The organism is Streptomyces sp. NPDC001728, assembly GCF_040297565.1.
Classification (GTDB): Bacteria; Actinomycetota; Actinomycetes; order Streptomycetales; family Streptomycetaceae; genus Streptomyces.
Genome location: NZ_JBEOZK010000002.1, coordinates 180,951 through 195,313 on the forward strand (window position 1 = coordinate 180,951; position 14,363 = coordinate 195,313).

Here is a 14,363-nt window from a genome sequence, read left to right on the forward strand (position 1 = left end):
CGCCCGCCGCCCGCCACCCGCATGGACCTCCGTCCCGCGCGGGTGCGCGGGCGGCGGCACACCATGGGCCTATGCCGATCTCCGCCGCCCAGCGCGCCGCCCTGTTCACCGCCACCACCGTGCTGCTCGCCGCCGGGTGCTCGGACGGCGGAGAGGGGACGGCGCAGCAGGCGCGGCCGAGTGGCTCCGGCGGCCTCTCCGCGCTGGCCGCGCAGAAGCTGTCCTGGGCCCCCTGCCCGGCGCCTTCGGCCGCCGAGGGCGGCGGGCCCGCGCCCTCCCCGCTGCCCGGCGGCGCGACCTGGGAGTGCTCCTTCCTGCAGGCGCCGCTCGACTGGTCGGTGCCGGAGGGCGAGACGATCGAGCTGGCCCTCATCCGGGCCCGGGCGCGCGACAAGAACCGGCGGATCGGTTCGCTCGTCTTCAACTTCGGCGGTCCCGGCGGCTCCGGCATCACCGGCCTGCCCGGCTTCGCCACCGACTACGAGACCCTGCGCGGGCGCTACGACCTGGTGTCCTTCGACCCGCGCGGGGTGGGCCGCAGCGACCCGGTCGAGTGCGCCGGCGACAAGGAGCTCGACGCCTACTACGCCCTGGACTTCACGCCCGACGACGAGGCGGAGGAGCGGACGCTGTCGGAGGCGCAGAAGAAGTACGCGGCCGGCTGCGAGCGGGACGCCGGCCCGGCCCTGCCGCACGTCGGCACCGAGAACGCCGCCCGGGACATGGACCTGATGCGCCAGGTCCTCGGTGACGAGAAGCTCCACTACTTCGGCATCTCGTACGGAACCGAACTCGGCGGCGTCTACGCGCACCTGTTCCCGAAGAACGTCGGCCGGGCCGTCTTCGACGCCGTCGTCGACCCGGAGGCGGGTGTCGAGGACGGCGCCCTCGGCCAGGCGAAGGGTTTCCAGCTCGCCTTGGACAACTTCGCCCGGGACTGCGTCGACCGGGGCGGGGAATGCACCCTGCCCGGTACGACCGTCGCCGAGGTCGAGTCCTTCGTGACGGACCTCCTCGCGGCCCTCGACAAGAAGCCGATCCCCGGCATCGGGGACCGGAAGCTGACCCAGACGCAGGCCACCAACGGCATCGCCCAGGCCCTGTACTCCAAGGAGTACTGGACCTATCTGGAGCAGGGGCTCGACGCGGCGGACGGCGGTGACGGGGCGCTGCTGCTCTCGCTCTCGGACGCGATGAACGGGCGCGGCGAGAACGGCTCGTACAGCAACATCCAGGCCGCCAACGCCGCCATCAACTGCGTGGACTTCAAGGAGCGCTACACCCTCGGCCAGGCGAAGGAGCGGCTCGGCCAGTTCCGTGAGGCGTCCCCCGTCTTCGGCGACTTCATGGGCTGGGCGCTGGCCGGCTGCGCGCAGTGGCCGGTGCCGGGGCTCTGGGAGCACCCGGACGTCTCCGCGCCCGGCTCCGCGCCGATCCTGGTCGTCGGCAACACCGGTGACCCGGCCACCCCGTACCAGGGCGCCCGCTCGATGGTGAACGCGCTCGGCCAGGGCGTCGGAGTGGAGCTGACGTACGAGGGCGAGGGCCATGGCGCCTACAACAGCGGCAACGCGTGCGTGAAGAAGGCCGTCGACGCCTACCTCCTGGACGGCCGGGTCCCCACCTCGGGAACCGTCTGCAAGTAGCCCGGCCCCGGCAGCCCGGCCCGTCCTGCGGGGCACCCCCTAGGATGACCGCCTTGCCGGGATCCTGGGGGAACACATGTCCGTACGGATACGCATGACGGTTCTGGCCGTGACGGGGGTACTGCTCGCGGGCTGTACGAGCGCGGGCGGCGGGGCCCCCGGCCCCGCCTCCACCTCGCCGACGACCACCGGAACGGGCCCGACGGCCACCGAGACCGGTCCGCCGGACGCCACCCCGGCGCTCCCCGGCCCCCTCACCGGCCAGCGCCTCGACTGGAAGCGCTGCCCCGCCCCGGAGGGCGGGCAGCGGCCCGGCGCGGAGTGGCGCTGCGCCACGGTGAAGGTGCCGCGGGACTACCTGAAGCCGGAGGGCGCCACCCTCCCGGTCGCGCTGATCCGCAAGCAGGCCACCGACGAGCGCGGTCGCATCGGCTCGCTGCTCTTCAACTTCGGCGGCCCCGGCGCCTCAGGGGTCGACATCCTGCCCCGGGCGGCCGAGGAGTACCGGGGCCTGAACGAGCGCTACGACCTGGTCGGCTTCGACCCGCGGGGTGTGGGCCGCAGCGCGGGCGTGGTCTGCCGCACGGACGCCGAACAGGCCGCCGCCGAGGCCACCGTCGACCTCACCCCGGACACGGCCGCCGAGGAGGCCGCGTACCTCAAGGACAGCACCGCCTTCGCCGCCGGCTGCGCCGAGCGCTCCGCCCCGCTCCTCGCGCACACCACGACCAGCGCCACCGCCCGGGACCTGGACCTGATCCGGCAGGTCCTCGGTGACGAGAAGCTCCACTACTTCGGCATCTCGTACGGCACCCAGCTCGGCGGCACGTACGCCCATCTCTTCCCGGGGAAGGTGGGCCGGCTCGTCCTCGACGCCGTCGTCGACCCGACCGCCGACACCTTCGGGCACGCCCGCCACCAGACGACCGGTTTCCAGCGGGCCCTGGACAACTATCTGAAGAGCACCGGCCAGGACCCGAAGGCCGGGACCGAGCGGATCGCGCGCCTGCTGCGGAAGCTGGACCGGGCCCCGCTGACGGTCGGCGAGCGTCGGCTCACCGAGAGCCTGGCGCTCACGGGCATCGCGGTGACCCTGTACGGGAAGGCCAACTGGCCCCTGCTGACGCAGGGCCTCCAGGAGGCCGAGGCCGGTCGCGGCGGCGCCCTGCTCGCGCTCGCCGACGCCTACAACGACCGTGACGCGAGCGGCCATTACTCCACCCAGTCCCACTCCCAGCGGGCGATCTCCTGCGCCGACTCCAGCACGCGGCCGACCGCCGCGCAGGCGAAGGCGCTGCTGCCCGAATTCCGTCGCCTCTCCCCCGTGTTCGGCGCGTTCCTCGCCTGGGACACGGCCGGCTGGTGCGCCGGGTGGCCGGTGAAGGGCGAGCGGGCGACCCCGGAGGCGAGCGCCCCGGGCGCGGCCCCGGTCCTGGTGGTGGGGACGACGGGCGACCCGGCGACCCCGTACGAGGGCGCGGAGCGGATGGCGAGGGAACTCGGGGACGGCGTCGGCGTCCTGGTGACCAACAGGGGCGAGGGGCACGGCGCCTACGGCACCTCGCGGTGCGTGACGGAGAAGGTCGACGCGTACTTCCTCAAGGGCACGGTCCCGAAGTACGGCACGACCTGCTGAGCGCGCGCATGACGAAGAGCCCGGACCTCGCGAGGAGGTCCGGGCCCTTCGGCGAGTCGCCTAGTAGACCGGCTTCTCGGGCTCGATCTGGTGGACCCAGCCGATCACGCCGCCGCCGACGTGCACCGCGTCCGCGAAGCCCGCGGACTTGAGCACGGCGAGGACTTCCGCACTGCGGACACCCGTCTTGCAGTGCAGGACGATCCGCTTGTCCTGCGGGAGGTCCTGGAGGGCGGTGCCCATCAGGAACTCGTTCTTCGGGATCAGGCGCGCGCCCGGGATCGAGACGATCTCGTACTCGTTCGGCTCACGGACGTCGATGATGTCGATGTTCTCGCCCTCGTCGATCCACTCCTTGAGCTGCTTCGGAGTGATCGTGGAGCCGAGCGCCGCCTCCTGGGCCTCCTCGGACACGACGCCGCAGAAGGCCTCGTAGTCGATGAGCTCGGTGACGGTCGGGTTCTCGCCGCAGACCGCGCAGTTCGGGTCCTTGCGGACCTTGACCTGGCGGTACTGCATCTCCAGTGCGTCGTAGATCATCAGGCGGCCGACCAGCGGGTCGCCCACGCCGGCCAGGACCTTGATGGCCTCGGTGACCTGGATGGAGCCGATGGACGCGCACAGCACGCCCAGGACGCCGCCCTCGGCGCAGGACGGGACCATGCCCGGCGGCGGGGGCTCCGGGTAGAGGCAGCGGTAGCAGGGGCCGTACTCGGACCAGAACACGGACGCCTGGCCGTCGAAGCGGTAGATCGAACCCCACACGTACGGCTTGTTCAGCAGCACGCAGGCGTCGTTCACCAGGTAGCGCGTGGCGAAGTTGTCCGTGCCGTCGACGATCAGGTCGTACTGGCTGAAGATGTCCATCACGTTCTCGGCCTCAAGCCGCTCTTCGTGGAGGATCACGTTCACGTACGGGTTGATGCCGAGCACGCTGTCGCGTGCCGAGGCGGCCTTGGAGCGGCCGATGTCGGCCTGGCTGTGGATGATCTGGCGCTGGAGGTTCGACTCGTCGACCTCGTCGAACTCCACGATGCCGAGCGTGCCCACGCCGGCGGCGGCCAGGTACATCAGCGCCGGCGAGCCGAGGCCGCCGGCACCGACACACAGCACCTTCGCGTTCTTCAGCCGCTTCTGCCCGTCCATCCCGACGTCCGGGATGATCAGGTGGCGGGAGTACCTGCGGACCTCGTCTACGGTGAGCTCGGCAGCCGGCTCGACCAGGGGTGGCAGCGACACGGGGACTCCGGTTGTCGGTATGTCAGTACGGTTGTTCTCCCCGTAACACTGCCACGCCTCTTCTCATTCCGAGACACCCGGTCCGATCCGCGAGACGATTTCGTCCCAGTAGCCGGGCAGCGAGTGAAATGCCGCGGTTTGCCCCGGGGCCCCCGTCCGGTCGGTGAAGAAGATCGTCCCGGCCCCCTGCCAGCGGGCGATCCGCAGCGCCTCCTCCAGATGGGTGCGCGGGACGCCGTGCACGAGATGGACGAACTTGGCCTCCGTGTACTCGGCCGTCCACTCGGCCACCTGCGACCAGCGGTAGTCCGCCCACGGACCGGAGAAGGTCACCAGCTGGTCGGCGGTCTCCGCGTATCCCGGGTGGGGGTGGGCGCCGTGACCGAGGACGAGGTGGGCCTCGCCGCCGAGGATCGCCTCCAGGGTCGCGGTGACCCGCCGCACCCCGGCCAGGTCGGCCCGGTCGGCGGGGCAGCGGTCCAGATAGAAGCCGTCCACCCGGTACCAGTCGAGGAAGCGGTGGGCGTCCGAGACCAGCTCCCCGTACGGCCGGGAGCCGTGGGCGGCGTCCAGATGCCCCAGGACCCGGACCCCGGCCTTGCGGAGCCGGCCCGCCGCCTCCAGACAGTGCGGGTCCGGACGGCTGCCGGGCCCCTCCGCCACATTGAGCACCGCCCAGTGCAGCGGGGTCCCCGGCCGGGTCAGCTCGCCCCACTCGACGGGGGCGAGCAGCGGGTGGGCGTAGCCGGGCACGCCCACCCCCAGTGCCTGGACGGCTCCGGTCGCCGTCAGATGCGGCACGCCGCCTCCATCCAGATGTCGGCGAGCGACTCCTCCAGGTTGATCCGGGGCCGCCAGCCCAGCCGGTCGCGGGCGGTGCGCACGTCGGCCTGCTGCCAGGGTCCGCAGCCGTCGGGGTACGGGTACGGCGCCGAGGCCAGCTGGTCGGCGATGGTCCCCTCGCTGCGGGGTGCGCCGATCATCGGGCGCTGCGGCATGCCGTGCGGGGCGTCCAGCTCGTGGAGGTTGCCGGAGTAACCGGCGACCCGGGCGAGGACGGCGGCGGCGTCACGGAGGCGGACCGCCCGGCCGGTGCCGATGTTGACGACGCCCTGCGCGGCGGAGAGCGAGGCGGCGTGCACGGCCCGCGCCACGTCCCGGACGTCGACGAAGTCCCGCTGCACCCCGAGTCCGCTGAGCTTCAGCTCACCGTCCCCGGCCTGCATGGCCCGGCGCATGGCCTCGGCGAGACGGCCGAGCGGCGAACCGGCGGGCGTGCCCGGCCCCACGGGCGAGAACACCCGGAGCACCACGGCGTCGAGCCCCGAGCCGAGGACGAGTTCGGTCGCCGCCAGCTTGGACACCCCGTACGGGCCGCCGGGGCGGGGTACGGCGTCCTCGGCGGTCGAGGAACCGGGCTGGCTCGGCCCGTACTCCGAGGCGCAGCCGACCTGGACGAGCCGGGCGCCGCAGCCGCTGCGGCGCAGGGCCTCGCAGACGGTGGCGACGGCGACGGTGTTGTGCCGGGTCAGGTCGCGGGCGCCGCCGCGGGTCGCGCCCGCGCAGTTGACGACGACCCCGGGGTGGACGGCGTCGAGGAAACGGGTCAGCGCGCCCGGACTCCCGGAGGCGAGGTCGAAGCGCACATCGGCGTCGTCCCCCCGGCCGAGCGCGGTGAGGTGCACGGCCGGGTCTGCGAGCAGGCGGTCGGCGACGAAGCGGCCGATGAAGCCGTTGGCTCCGAGCAGTAGCACCCTCATCGCGCGGCCCCTTCGTGCCGACCGGCCGGTCCTTGGGATTGGGGGGTCATGGTCTTCGGTCTCCTTGCGGGGTGATGAGAGAGGTGACGGGGCACGCCCGCGGCGTCGGCTCCGCGGGTGTGCGGGGTTGTTCGTGGGCCCTTCACGGGGTGGCGTGGGCGGAGGCCCGGACGAGGGCGCCGGTCGCGTGGGCCAGCAGGCCGAACGCGGCGGCGCCGCAGACGAGGGTGGGTACGGCCCCGGGGCCCCAGGTGTCGACGAGGGCGCGCACCGGGGCGGCGAGCGCGTCGAAGCCGGGGGCGGGGACGCGGGAGGCGAGGACGCTCGCGAGGGCGAGCGCCTCGGCGGCGCAGGCGGCGGCGAGGGCGGCGGTGGCCGTCTCGGGGAAGCCGTGGACGGTGAGGAGCCGGGCGAACAGCAGGAGGGCGCCGAGGGCCAGGGCCCCGGTGCTGAACCCGGTGAGTTCGAGGAGGCCGGTGAGGGCGAGGAGTTGGAGGGTCACGGTGGCGAGGAGCAGCGGGCGGACGCCGGCGGCGAAGTCGGCGAGTCCCCGGCTGTCGGTGATCCGGCGGCGGGCCCGGTCCGCGAAGAGGCGGGCGCACCAGGCGGCGGGGGCGACGGCGAGCGCGAGCCCCAGGAGCGGGCCGGTGGTCAGGTCCCAGGGGCCGTCGGGGCCGCCGCTGAGCACCTGGTCGAGGAGTCCGTCGCCGCCGACCGCGTAGCCGAGGAGCCAGAGGGTCCAGAGGCGGGCGGCGGGCACGCTCCCGCCCTCGGGGACGCGGAGCGGGCCGCGCCGGACGGCGAGCAGCAGGGCCCCGGCGAGGAGGAGTGCGCCGGTGACGCCGACGGCGAACCGTACGGGGCCGTGGGTGAGGGCGAGTCCGATGCCGGTGAGCGCGGCGGCGGCGCCGGGGGTGAGGACGGCGAGCACCCACGCGTCGGTGTCCTGTCGGACCGGCGCGGGGGGCGGGGCCGGTTCGCTTCCCCGGGGCACGCGCGCGTGGAGCTCCTCGGCGAGCGAGAACACGTCCCGGTGGCGGAAGCGCGCGGCGGTGCGGTCGGTGAACCCCTGCGCCTCGAGTCCGGCGGCGATCTCCAGCGGGTCGACGGCCCGCGCGCAGAGCTCCCGGTGGCGGTGCATGAGCACCTTGACGGGGTCGGCGTGCCCGCGCCGGGGGCGGGCGGCGGCGGGGGTACGGGCGGAGGGGCCGTCGGCCGGGACCGGGGGGCCGGGCGTACGGGAGTCCGGCGCCGTGCTCTCCGGCACGGTGTCCGCCTGGGCGCTGTCCGCCCGCGCGGTGTCCCCAGGCGCCCTGTCCCGTCGTCCGGTGTCCCCCGGCTCGGGGGGGATCTCGGCGGCCTCCCCCTGGGCCCGGCCTATCCCGGAGGGCGGTCCGTCCATCGGTTCGGCCGGGTCCGACCGGTCGGCGCCGTCCACCGGGGCGGCCGGGTCCTCCGGGCCGCGGAGGTCGAGCGTCCCGCCGGTGGGCGGGGTGAGGGCGGGGGCGCCGAGGAGGGCCTCGGAGCGGGCGTCCCAGGCTCCGGGGCTCGTCGGTGCGGCGGAGCCGCGCATGGGGGTGCCTCCTTCAGGCATCGGGGGCTCCTGTCCCGGCACTCACGGTCTGGTTGGCCCAGCTGCCCCGTACATGTGCCTCGGCGGGGTGGGCGAAGGGCACGCCGTCCCCGAGGCGGTGGCGCACGGGCGCGTGGGAGAGGAGCTCCAGGTAGATACCGCGGAACGCGGCGAGGTTCTGTTCGACGGTGAAGAGTTCGAGCGCGCGGGCGCGGGCGGCGGCGCCGAGCCGGTAGCGGCGCTCGGGGTCGCGGAGCAGCGCGAGGCAGGCGTCGGCGAGCGCCCGGGGGTTGCGCGGGGGCACGACGAGGCCGGTGCCGCCGATGATCTCGACGACCGCGCCGACATCGGTCGAGACGGTGGCGCGCGCGCAGAACATCGCCTCGACGAGGGTCGCGGGGAAGCCCTCCACGACGCTGGACAGGACGACGACCGCGCCGGAGGCGTAGGTGTCCTCCAGGGTGGGCGCCTCGGGGCCGCCGAGTTCCTCGAAGGTGACGGGGTTCTCGCCGACGGCGTGCGCCCCGGCGGCCTCGTCGGGGAAGAGCTGGGCGGCGAGCCCCCTGCAGTGCGTGAGGTACGCGCCGGCGCCGGGTTCCCGTACGGGCACGGCGACGATCCGCAGCCGGGCGTCGGACTGCCGCGACCGGATCTCCGCGAAGGCGTGCAGCAGCGCGATGAGGTCCTTGGCGGGTTCGACGCGGCCGACCCAGACGAGGGTGGCCGGGTCGCCGCTCTCCTCGTCCTCGCCGACCTCGGCGAAGCGGTCGGCCGCCATGCCGGGGTGGACGATGCGGATCCGGGCCCGGTCGGCGCCGCACTTCTCCTGCCAGCGGCGGGTGTGCGCGTTGCCCGGGGTGAGGAGCGCGGCCTGTCCGTAGACCTCGGCGGCGAGCCGGCCGTGGAGGGCGGCGAGCAGCGCCCGCAGCGGGGCGGAGCGGTCGGCTCCGGCGGTGGCGAGGTAGTGGGAGCGGAGGGGGGCGCCGTACTCGGTGACGAGCAGCGGGGTCCCGAAGAAGCGTTTGGCCAGGAGGCCGGGGAGGGCGGTGGTGCCGCCCGCGGTGGCATGGCAGAGGTCGGCCGCGCCGAGGGCGTCCTCCTCGTACCAGTCGAGGGAGAGCGGGCGCAGGGCGCGCTCGACGTGCTCGACGAAAGCGAGGTGGTCGGGGAGGCCCGCGGCGGCGGCGCCCCGGCTCGCGCCGGTCGCGCGGCAGGCGGATTCGAGGGCGCGGACGGCGTCGTCGGAGCGGAGCGCGCCGGGGAGTCCGCCGCGCTCGCGGGCGAGTTCGGCGAGCGCGTAGAGGCCTCCGGCGAAGGCGTCGTGGTCCTCCGCGCAGAGTCCGGCCGTCAGCCGGTGGAAGGCCTCGGTGAAGCGGTGGCGGTCGCGGCGGCCGTAGGCCCGGCGGGCGGCGCGGGCGCCGAAGGCGGTCCGTTCGAGGAGGTTTCCGTGGGCCGTGGCCGCGTCGGAGGTCCCCAGGTCGACGGTGCGGACGACGCGGGTGTTCGGGGGGAGCGGCGTCGGGGTGCCGGAGCCGCCGAGGGAGTACAGGTCGAACTGGTGCTGGCCGAGCCCGCGTACGAGCCGCTCGCACCAGCGTCCGGATTCACCGGTGGCATACGGGTAGCCACCCTCCGTGAGCAGTCCGATCCGCACGAGTGCACCCCCGATGTCCCTTGGCGGCGGCCACCGTCGGTCCGGTGACTCGCAGCGGGAAGAACGTAAGCGGAGAAACCGGTGGTGCGACGGACGGTTGTCCGTCGCACCACCGGAAGGGGTGAATGCACGTAACTTTCCCGCCCCCGTCGCGTTCTGTCGCGCTAGGCGTCAGATCCGTCACGGCGGGTCAGGCGAGGCCGGCTCCCGACGCCTCTCCGGGCGCTCAGCCCGTCGGGTACACCCAGGGGTTGGCGCGGCACTTGATTCCACCGATGCTCAGCGACTTCGTCTGCTGCTGCATCACCGGGGCGAGCGCGCCGGGCGTGCTGCAGCTCACATGGCCGTGCCCGAGCCGGTGCCCGACCTCATGGTTGATGAGCATCTGCCGGTAGGCGTACATCGCCTTGGGGCCGAAGGTCGCCGATCCCTGCGCCCAGCGGAAGGCGTTGATCATCACGCGCTCGGTGGAGGCCGAGTCGCAGGACACGTTGTCGACGGTGGTGTCGAGATGGGACTTCGCGCACCAATCGCCGGTGGTGCCGGGGCTGGCGAGCGTGAGCACGAACTGGGACTCCCCGCTGGAGACCCGCTCGAAGGTCATCGCCCCCTGCCCGGCCCAGCTGCGCGGGTCGTTCAGGGTCTTGTGCACGGCGTCGGCGAAGAGGCCCGGGTCGAGCCCGAGCCCCTTCTCGATGTCGATCCGGTAGCGGATCAGGCGCCCCTTCCCGGGTGCCTTCTGGAAGCCCGGCACGGTCGTGAACTCGCCGGATCCGTCCAGCTTCGGGTCGATCGGGAACTGCCGGGTCATCAGCTGCTCGTACGTGGGCGCCGGGGTGGCGGCCGGGGCCGGGGCGGCCGGGGTCTTCGGGGCGGCCCGTTCGTCGGAGCGGGAGGCGGAGTCGTCCGCGGCGCGCTCGGCGGGCCGCTCGGCGGCGCGGGCGGTGGCCGGGGCGTCCTCCCGGTCGGCGACCTGCCCGGCGACGACGAAGGCGAGGACGGTGGCGACGGCGGCAGCCGCGACGCCCGTGAGGGTACGGCCGAGACCGCCCCGGACGACCGGGGCCTCGACGGCCGCCCCGGGTACCGGCTCGGGCACGCTCTCGCGGCGGGGCCCGGGGACGAACGCCGCCTGGGAGTCGGCCCGTTCGGGCCCGTCGGGGCGGGGGGAGCCGTGCCGGGGCGCGTACTGCCGGGGCCGCGGCGCGGAGCCCTCGTCGTGCTGCGGATGGCCGCCGCGTACGGGAGTCCGGTACGCGGGAACACCGTGCGCGGGGGTCCCGGGCGTCCCGTGCGCGGGAGTGTCGAAGACGGAACCGACGTAGCCGGAGGCGCCGTGGGAGGGGGTGCCGTGGGAGGGGGTCCCCTGCCCCGGGGCCCCGTGGGAGGGGGCGCCGTGCGCCGGAACGCCGTGAGCGGGGGTGCCGTACGCGGGGATGCCGTGCGCCGGAGTGCCGTACCCGGGTGTGCCGTGCGCGGGACCCCCGTGCCCCGGTGCCCCCTGTCCCTGCGGCGGCGGTCCCGGTCGCCCCTGGGTGCCCGGTGCGGTCTGGCCGCCGTCGGGGGTCCTGCGCCGACGGCCCGGCCCCGGGGCGCGCCCGGCGGGTGCCCCCTGCGGCTGCGCCGCCCCCGTCGTCCGTCCGGGAGCCGGCTGCTGACCGGTGTCGGCCACCGGCGGCGCGGAGCCCTTGCGGCTATGTCGTCCCACGCCCCGGATCAGCTCCCGCCGTTGTCGGCGATCAGGTCCCGGACGGCCTGGGCGACCGTCTCGGGGTACTCCATCATCGCCACGTGCCCCGCCTCGGGGAGGGACAGCAGGCGCGAGCCGCGGAAGGCGGCGGCGGCCTTGCGGGCCATCCGGTACGAGACGAGCTGGTCGCGCCCGCCGTAGACGAGCAGCGTGGGGGCGAGGACGCGTTCCGCCTGCCGCCACAGTCCGTGCTGCCCGCCGAGCGTGTACGCGTCGACGATGCCGCGCGAGGAGCGTGCCATGGCGTCCCAGAAGTAGGGAAGCTCCAGACGCCGTTCCATCTCCTCGACGGCGTGCCGGAGGCCCTCGTCGGAGACCCGGCCGGGGTCTCCGTAACAGAGGGAGAGGACGCCCCGGACGCGCTGCTCGGCCGTCCAGTCCCTGCTGAGCTTCGCGAAGGCCGAGGCGACGCCGGGCACCGCGAGCAGCACCGTGGGCCAGGCGGTGCGCTGGGCGCGCAGCTCGGGCAGGGCCGGGGAGACCAGGGTGAGGGTGCGGACCAGGTCGGGCCGGGCGGCGGCGACCCGGGTGGCGACGGCGCCGCCCAGCGAGTTGCCGAGGATGTGCACGGGCCCGCGGCCGGCGGAGTCCAGGAGGCGGATGACGGCGCGGGCGTGCCCGGTGATCGAGTAGTTGCCGTCGTCGGGCGGCGGGGAGTCGCCGAAGCCGGGGAGGTCGACGGCCTCGCCGTCGACCAGGTCCGCGAGCAGCGGCATCAGGGCGGACCAGTTCTGCGAGGAACCGCCGAGGCCGTGGACGTACAGCGCGGGTGCCAGGCCGGGCCCGGTGCCGGGCCGGGCGCGCACCGTGAGGGTGAGCCCGGGCAGCGACACGGAGCGCAGTTCCTCGCCGTCGGCGACCCGCACGGCGCGGGTGGTGCGCGGGGTGGGTGGCGCAGCGGCGGTCCGGGTTTCCGGCAGCTCGGTCGACGACATGGCCGCAATATTACGAGACGATCACGCGGCGAGGCGTGTGGGTGCCGTCACAGGTGCGTATGCGGCGGGGCGCGGGTGCTCCTAGGCTCGAAGAGAGGGCCTTCGGAGAGGACCGCGACCCTCGTGCCGGAAGGAACCGCATGACTGTCGATCCGACCGATCCGGACACATTCGCCGAGGAAGAGGACGCCGTGCTGGACGAGGAGATCCCGGAGGCCGACGCCGCCGAGCAGCACACGGATCTGCGGCAGCGCGAGGACGAGCAGGTCACCCATGTCGAGCGCGACTCGGCGAACGAGGCCGACTCCTCCGAGCAGGCGCGTGTGGTCACCCTGGACGAGGACGACTACCGCTGAGACGGCACCGGCACCGGTGAGACGGCCGTCGGCGGGACGACTCCCGCCGATTTGTTCGGTTTAATATTGAATCGACTGTCGACCAGGGCGTCCGGTCCGTGAAATTCTGCGTTCGCACCGCGCACAGCCGGGTTACCCAAAAGTACGATGGCGGCGCGTGCGACAGCGCGCATGGATCGATTCTTGGGAGGCCGCGTGAGCGCCATCGAGCAGACAGAGGCAGCACGCCCTCGGGGCACGCGCCTGCCGCGACGTGCCCGACGGAACCAGCTCCTCGGTGCCGCCCAGGAGGTGTTCGTCGCCCAGGGGTACCACTCGGCCGCGATGGACGACATCGCGGAGCGGGCCGGCGTCAGCAAGCCGGTGCTCTACCAGCACTTCCCCGGAAAGCTGGAGCTCTACCTCGCCCTGCTCGACCAGCACTGCGAGTCCCTCCTCCTCTCCGTGCGGACGGCGCTGGCCTCCACCAGCGACAACAAGCTGCGGGTCGCGGCCACGATGGACGCGTACTTCGCCTACGTCGAGGACGAGGGCGGCGCCTTCCGGCTCGTCTTCGAGTCCGACCTCACCAACGAACCGGCCGTACGCGAGCGCGTGGACCGGGTGAGCCTCCAGTGCGCCGAGGCGATCTCCGACGTGATCGCCGAGGACACCGGCCTGTCCAAGGACGAGTCGATGCTGCTCGCCGTGGCCCTCGGCGGTGTCTCCCAGGTCGTCGCCCGCTACTGGCTGTCGAGCGGGTCCGCCATCCCGCGCGACAAGGCGGTCGGCCTGCTGACCTCGCTCGCCTGGCGCGGCATCGCCGGCTTCCCGCTGCACGCGGTGGAAGGCCAGCTGAGCGCCGAGGGGCACTGACCCGCCGGACGCACCCGCCGTCCCGCGCGTGTTCGCTCCTGGCGTGCCCGAGTGAACCGTGCGCGTCCCCTCACCGGGCTAATGTGTGCAGCGTACGGCGCGGGTATTCGCGCAACGCTGACCGTTCGGAGGGACATAGCCGTGGAGGTCAAGATCGGCGTGCAGCACGCACCCCGGGAGATCGTTCTGGAGAGCGGGCAGTCCGCCGAGGAGGTGGAGCGCGCCGTCGCCGACGCGCTGGCCGGCAAGGCGCAGCTGCTCAGCCTCTCGGACGAGAAGGGCCGCAAGGTCCTCATTCCGGCCGAGAAGATCGCGTATGTGGAGCTCGGCGAGCCCGCCGTGCGCCGCGTGGGCTTCGGCGCGCTCTGAGCCCGGGATCTACGGGGAAGGCCCGGTGGACCGTCACGGTCCACCGGGCCTTTCGCGTACCGGTGCGGCTCGTCCCTACGGGTCGTTCGTATGCCTGTATGGCCACGTCAGCGCGTACGGAAGGATTGCGTCCCGGGCGCCCGGGGTAGGAGGGATCTCGACCGCACCACCCGCCCCGCACCCCTCGCGAGGTGATCAGCAGTGTTCCTGGAAGTCCTCGGTTCCGCCCTGCTCGGTTTCGCCCTGGCCTGGGCCGCCGTGCACCGGCTGCCCGACCGCCTCCCCGTCCGGGTGATCGTCCTCGTCACCGGCACGCTGGGCGGTGTGTTCGGCGCGCTCGTCACCCACGGAGCCCTGGGCCCCGGCCACTTCCTCGCCACCCTGGTCGGCGCGGTGGCGGTGGCGGCGGTACTGCTCTCGCTGCTGGTCAGGCCGGCCTCCCGCCGTCTGCGCCGATCAGCCGCGATGTGAACCGACACGAGAGATGAGCCGGCCCGAGCGGCCGGCCGAAGAGGCCCGCGTACGGCGAACGCACGCGGGCCTTCGTACGACAGCCACGACAGCCACGACAGCCACAGCGGCCACGGCGC

At 74.1% G+C, this 14,363-nt stretch carries 13 protein-coding genes; 6 read left to right on the forward strand and 7 right to left on the reverse strand.

Translation table 11 applies throughout. The features are described from left to right. Window positions 1–71: 71 nt before the first annotated feature. Both ABT154_RS03710 and ABT154_RS03715 read left to right on the forward strand, forming a co-directional pair. Complete coding sequence (locus tag ABT154_RS03710; RefSeq protein WP_351852371.1) at window positions 72–1,646, forward strand: alpha/beta hydrolase; 1,575 nt, start codon at window positions 72–74, stop codon at window positions 1,644–1,646. A gap of 76 nt (window positions 1,647–1,722) precedes the next feature. Next, entirely contained in the window at window positions 1,723–3,282 is a 1,560-nt protein-coding gene (locus tag ABT154_RS03715; RefSeq protein WP_351852373.1) for an alpha/beta hydrolase, read from the forward strand. 60 nt (window positions 3,283–3,342) lie between these two features. Here the strand turns inward: ABT154_RS03715 and moeZ are convergent, their stop codons facing one another. The 7 genes from moeZ to ABT154_RS03750 all read right to left on the reverse strand — a co-directional run bounded on the left by moeZ (window position 3,343) and on the right by ABT154_RS03750 (window position 12,193). Beyond that, window positions 3,343–4,521 (reverse strand): adenylyltransferase/sulfurtransferase MoeZ, encoded by a 1,179-nt coding sequence (moeZ, locus tag ABT154_RS03720; RefSeq protein WP_033201278.1) that lies wholly within the window; start codon window positions 4,519–4,521, stop codon window positions 3,343–3,345. Window positions 4,522–4,584: 63 nt separating this feature from the next. Next, window positions 4,585–5,322, reverse strand: a complete 738-nt coding sequence (locus ABT154_RS03725; RefSeq protein ID WP_351852377.1) for a spherulation-specific family 4 protein — start codon at window positions 5,320–5,322, stop codon at window positions 4,585–4,587. Next, window positions 5,310–6,281 carry an NAD-dependent epimerase/dehydratase family protein gene (locus tag ABT154_RS03730; RefSeq protein WP_351852379.1) on the reverse strand — a complete coding sequence of 324 codons (972 nt, stop codon included), beginning with the start codon at window positions 6,279–6,281 and terminating at the stop codon, window positions 5,310–5,312. The genes ABT154_RS03725 and ABT154_RS03730 overlap by 13 nt, the downstream gene beginning before the upstream one ends. A 142-nt stretch (window positions 6,282–6,423) precedes the next feature. After that, complete coding sequence (locus ABT154_RS03735; protein WP_351852381.1) at window positions 6,424–7,854, reverse strand: hypothetical protein; 1,431 nt, start codon at window positions 7,852–7,854, stop codon at window positions 6,424–6,426. Between the two features lie 13 nt (window positions 7,855–7,867). Then, on the reverse strand, window positions 7,868–9,508 hold the full coding sequence (locus ABT154_RS03740; RefSeq protein ID WP_351852384.1) for a DUF3492 domain-containing protein: 1,641 nt from the start codon (window positions 9,506–9,508) through the stop codon (window positions 7,868–7,870). Between the two features lie 226 nt (window positions 9,509–9,734). Next, a complete protein-coding gene (locus ABT154_RS03745) occupies window positions 9,735–11,216 on the reverse strand; it encodes a DUF3152 domain-containing protein (RefSeq protein ID WP_351852386.1) in 1,482 nt (493 codons plus the stop codon). 8 nt (window positions 11,217–11,224) lie between these two features. Continuing rightward, window positions 11,225–12,193 (reverse strand): alpha/beta fold hydrolase, encoded by a 969-nt coding sequence (locus tag ABT154_RS03750; protein WP_351852389.1) that lies wholly within the window; start codon window positions 12,191–12,193, stop codon window positions 11,225–11,227. Between the two features lie 140 nt (window positions 12,194–12,333). Here ABT154_RS03750 and ABT154_RS03755 point away from each other — a divergent pair, with 140 nt between their 5' ends. From ABT154_RS03755 to ABT154_RS03770, 4 genes are all read left to right on the forward strand, one after another. After that, the gene (locus ABT154_RS03755) at window positions 12,334–12,549 is read left to right on the forward strand and encodes an Rv3202a family protein (protein ID WP_351852392.1); all 216 of its coding nucleotides are present in this window, start codon (window positions 12,334–12,336) and stop codon (window positions 12,547–12,549) included. 195 nt (window positions 12,550–12,744) lie between these two features. Beyond that, on the forward strand, window positions 12,745–13,404 hold the full coding sequence (locus ABT154_RS03760) for a TetR/AcrR family transcriptional regulator (RefSeq protein ID WP_317878693.1): 660 nt from the start codon (window positions 12,745–12,747) through the stop codon (window positions 13,402–13,404). A gap of 141 nt (window positions 13,405–13,545) precedes the next feature. Further along, the gene (locus tag ABT154_RS03765) at window positions 13,546–13,773 is read left to right on the forward strand and encodes a DUF3107 domain-containing protein (protein ID WP_015036001.1); all 228 of its coding nucleotides are present in this window, start codon (window positions 13,546–13,548) and stop codon (window positions 13,771–13,773) included. Between the two features lie 201 nt (window positions 13,774–13,974). Beyond that, entirely contained in the window at window positions 13,975–14,244 is a 270-nt protein-coding gene (locus ABT154_RS03770; protein ID WP_317878692.1) for a hypothetical protein, read from the forward strand. Window positions 14,245–14,363: the final 119 nt, after the last annotated feature.

Coding starts and splice junctions, on each gene's coding strand:
- ABT154_RS03710 (WP_351852371.1), top strand. CDS start 72: ATGCCGATCTCCGCCGCCCAGCGCGCCGCCCTGTTCACCGCCACCACC.
- ABT154_RS03715 (WP_351852373.1), top strand. CDS start 1,723: ATGTCCGTACGGATACGCATGACGGTTCTGGCCGTGACGGGGGTACTG.
- ABT154_RS03730 (WP_351852379.1), bottom strand. CDS start 6,281: ATGAGGGTGCTACTGCTCGGAGCCAACGGCTTCATCGGCCGCTTCGTC.
- ABT154_RS03735 (WP_351852381.1), bottom strand. CDS start 7,854: ATGCGCGGCTCCGCCGCACCGACGAGCCCCGGAGCCTGGGACGCCCGC.
- ABT154_RS03750 (WP_351852389.1), bottom strand. CDS start 12,193: ATGTCGTCGACCGAGCTGCCGGAAACCCGGACCGCCGCTGCGCCACCC.
- ABT154_RS03755 (WP_351852392.1), top strand. CDS start 12,334: ATGACTGTCGATCCGACCGATCCGGACACATTCGCCGAGGAAGAGGAC.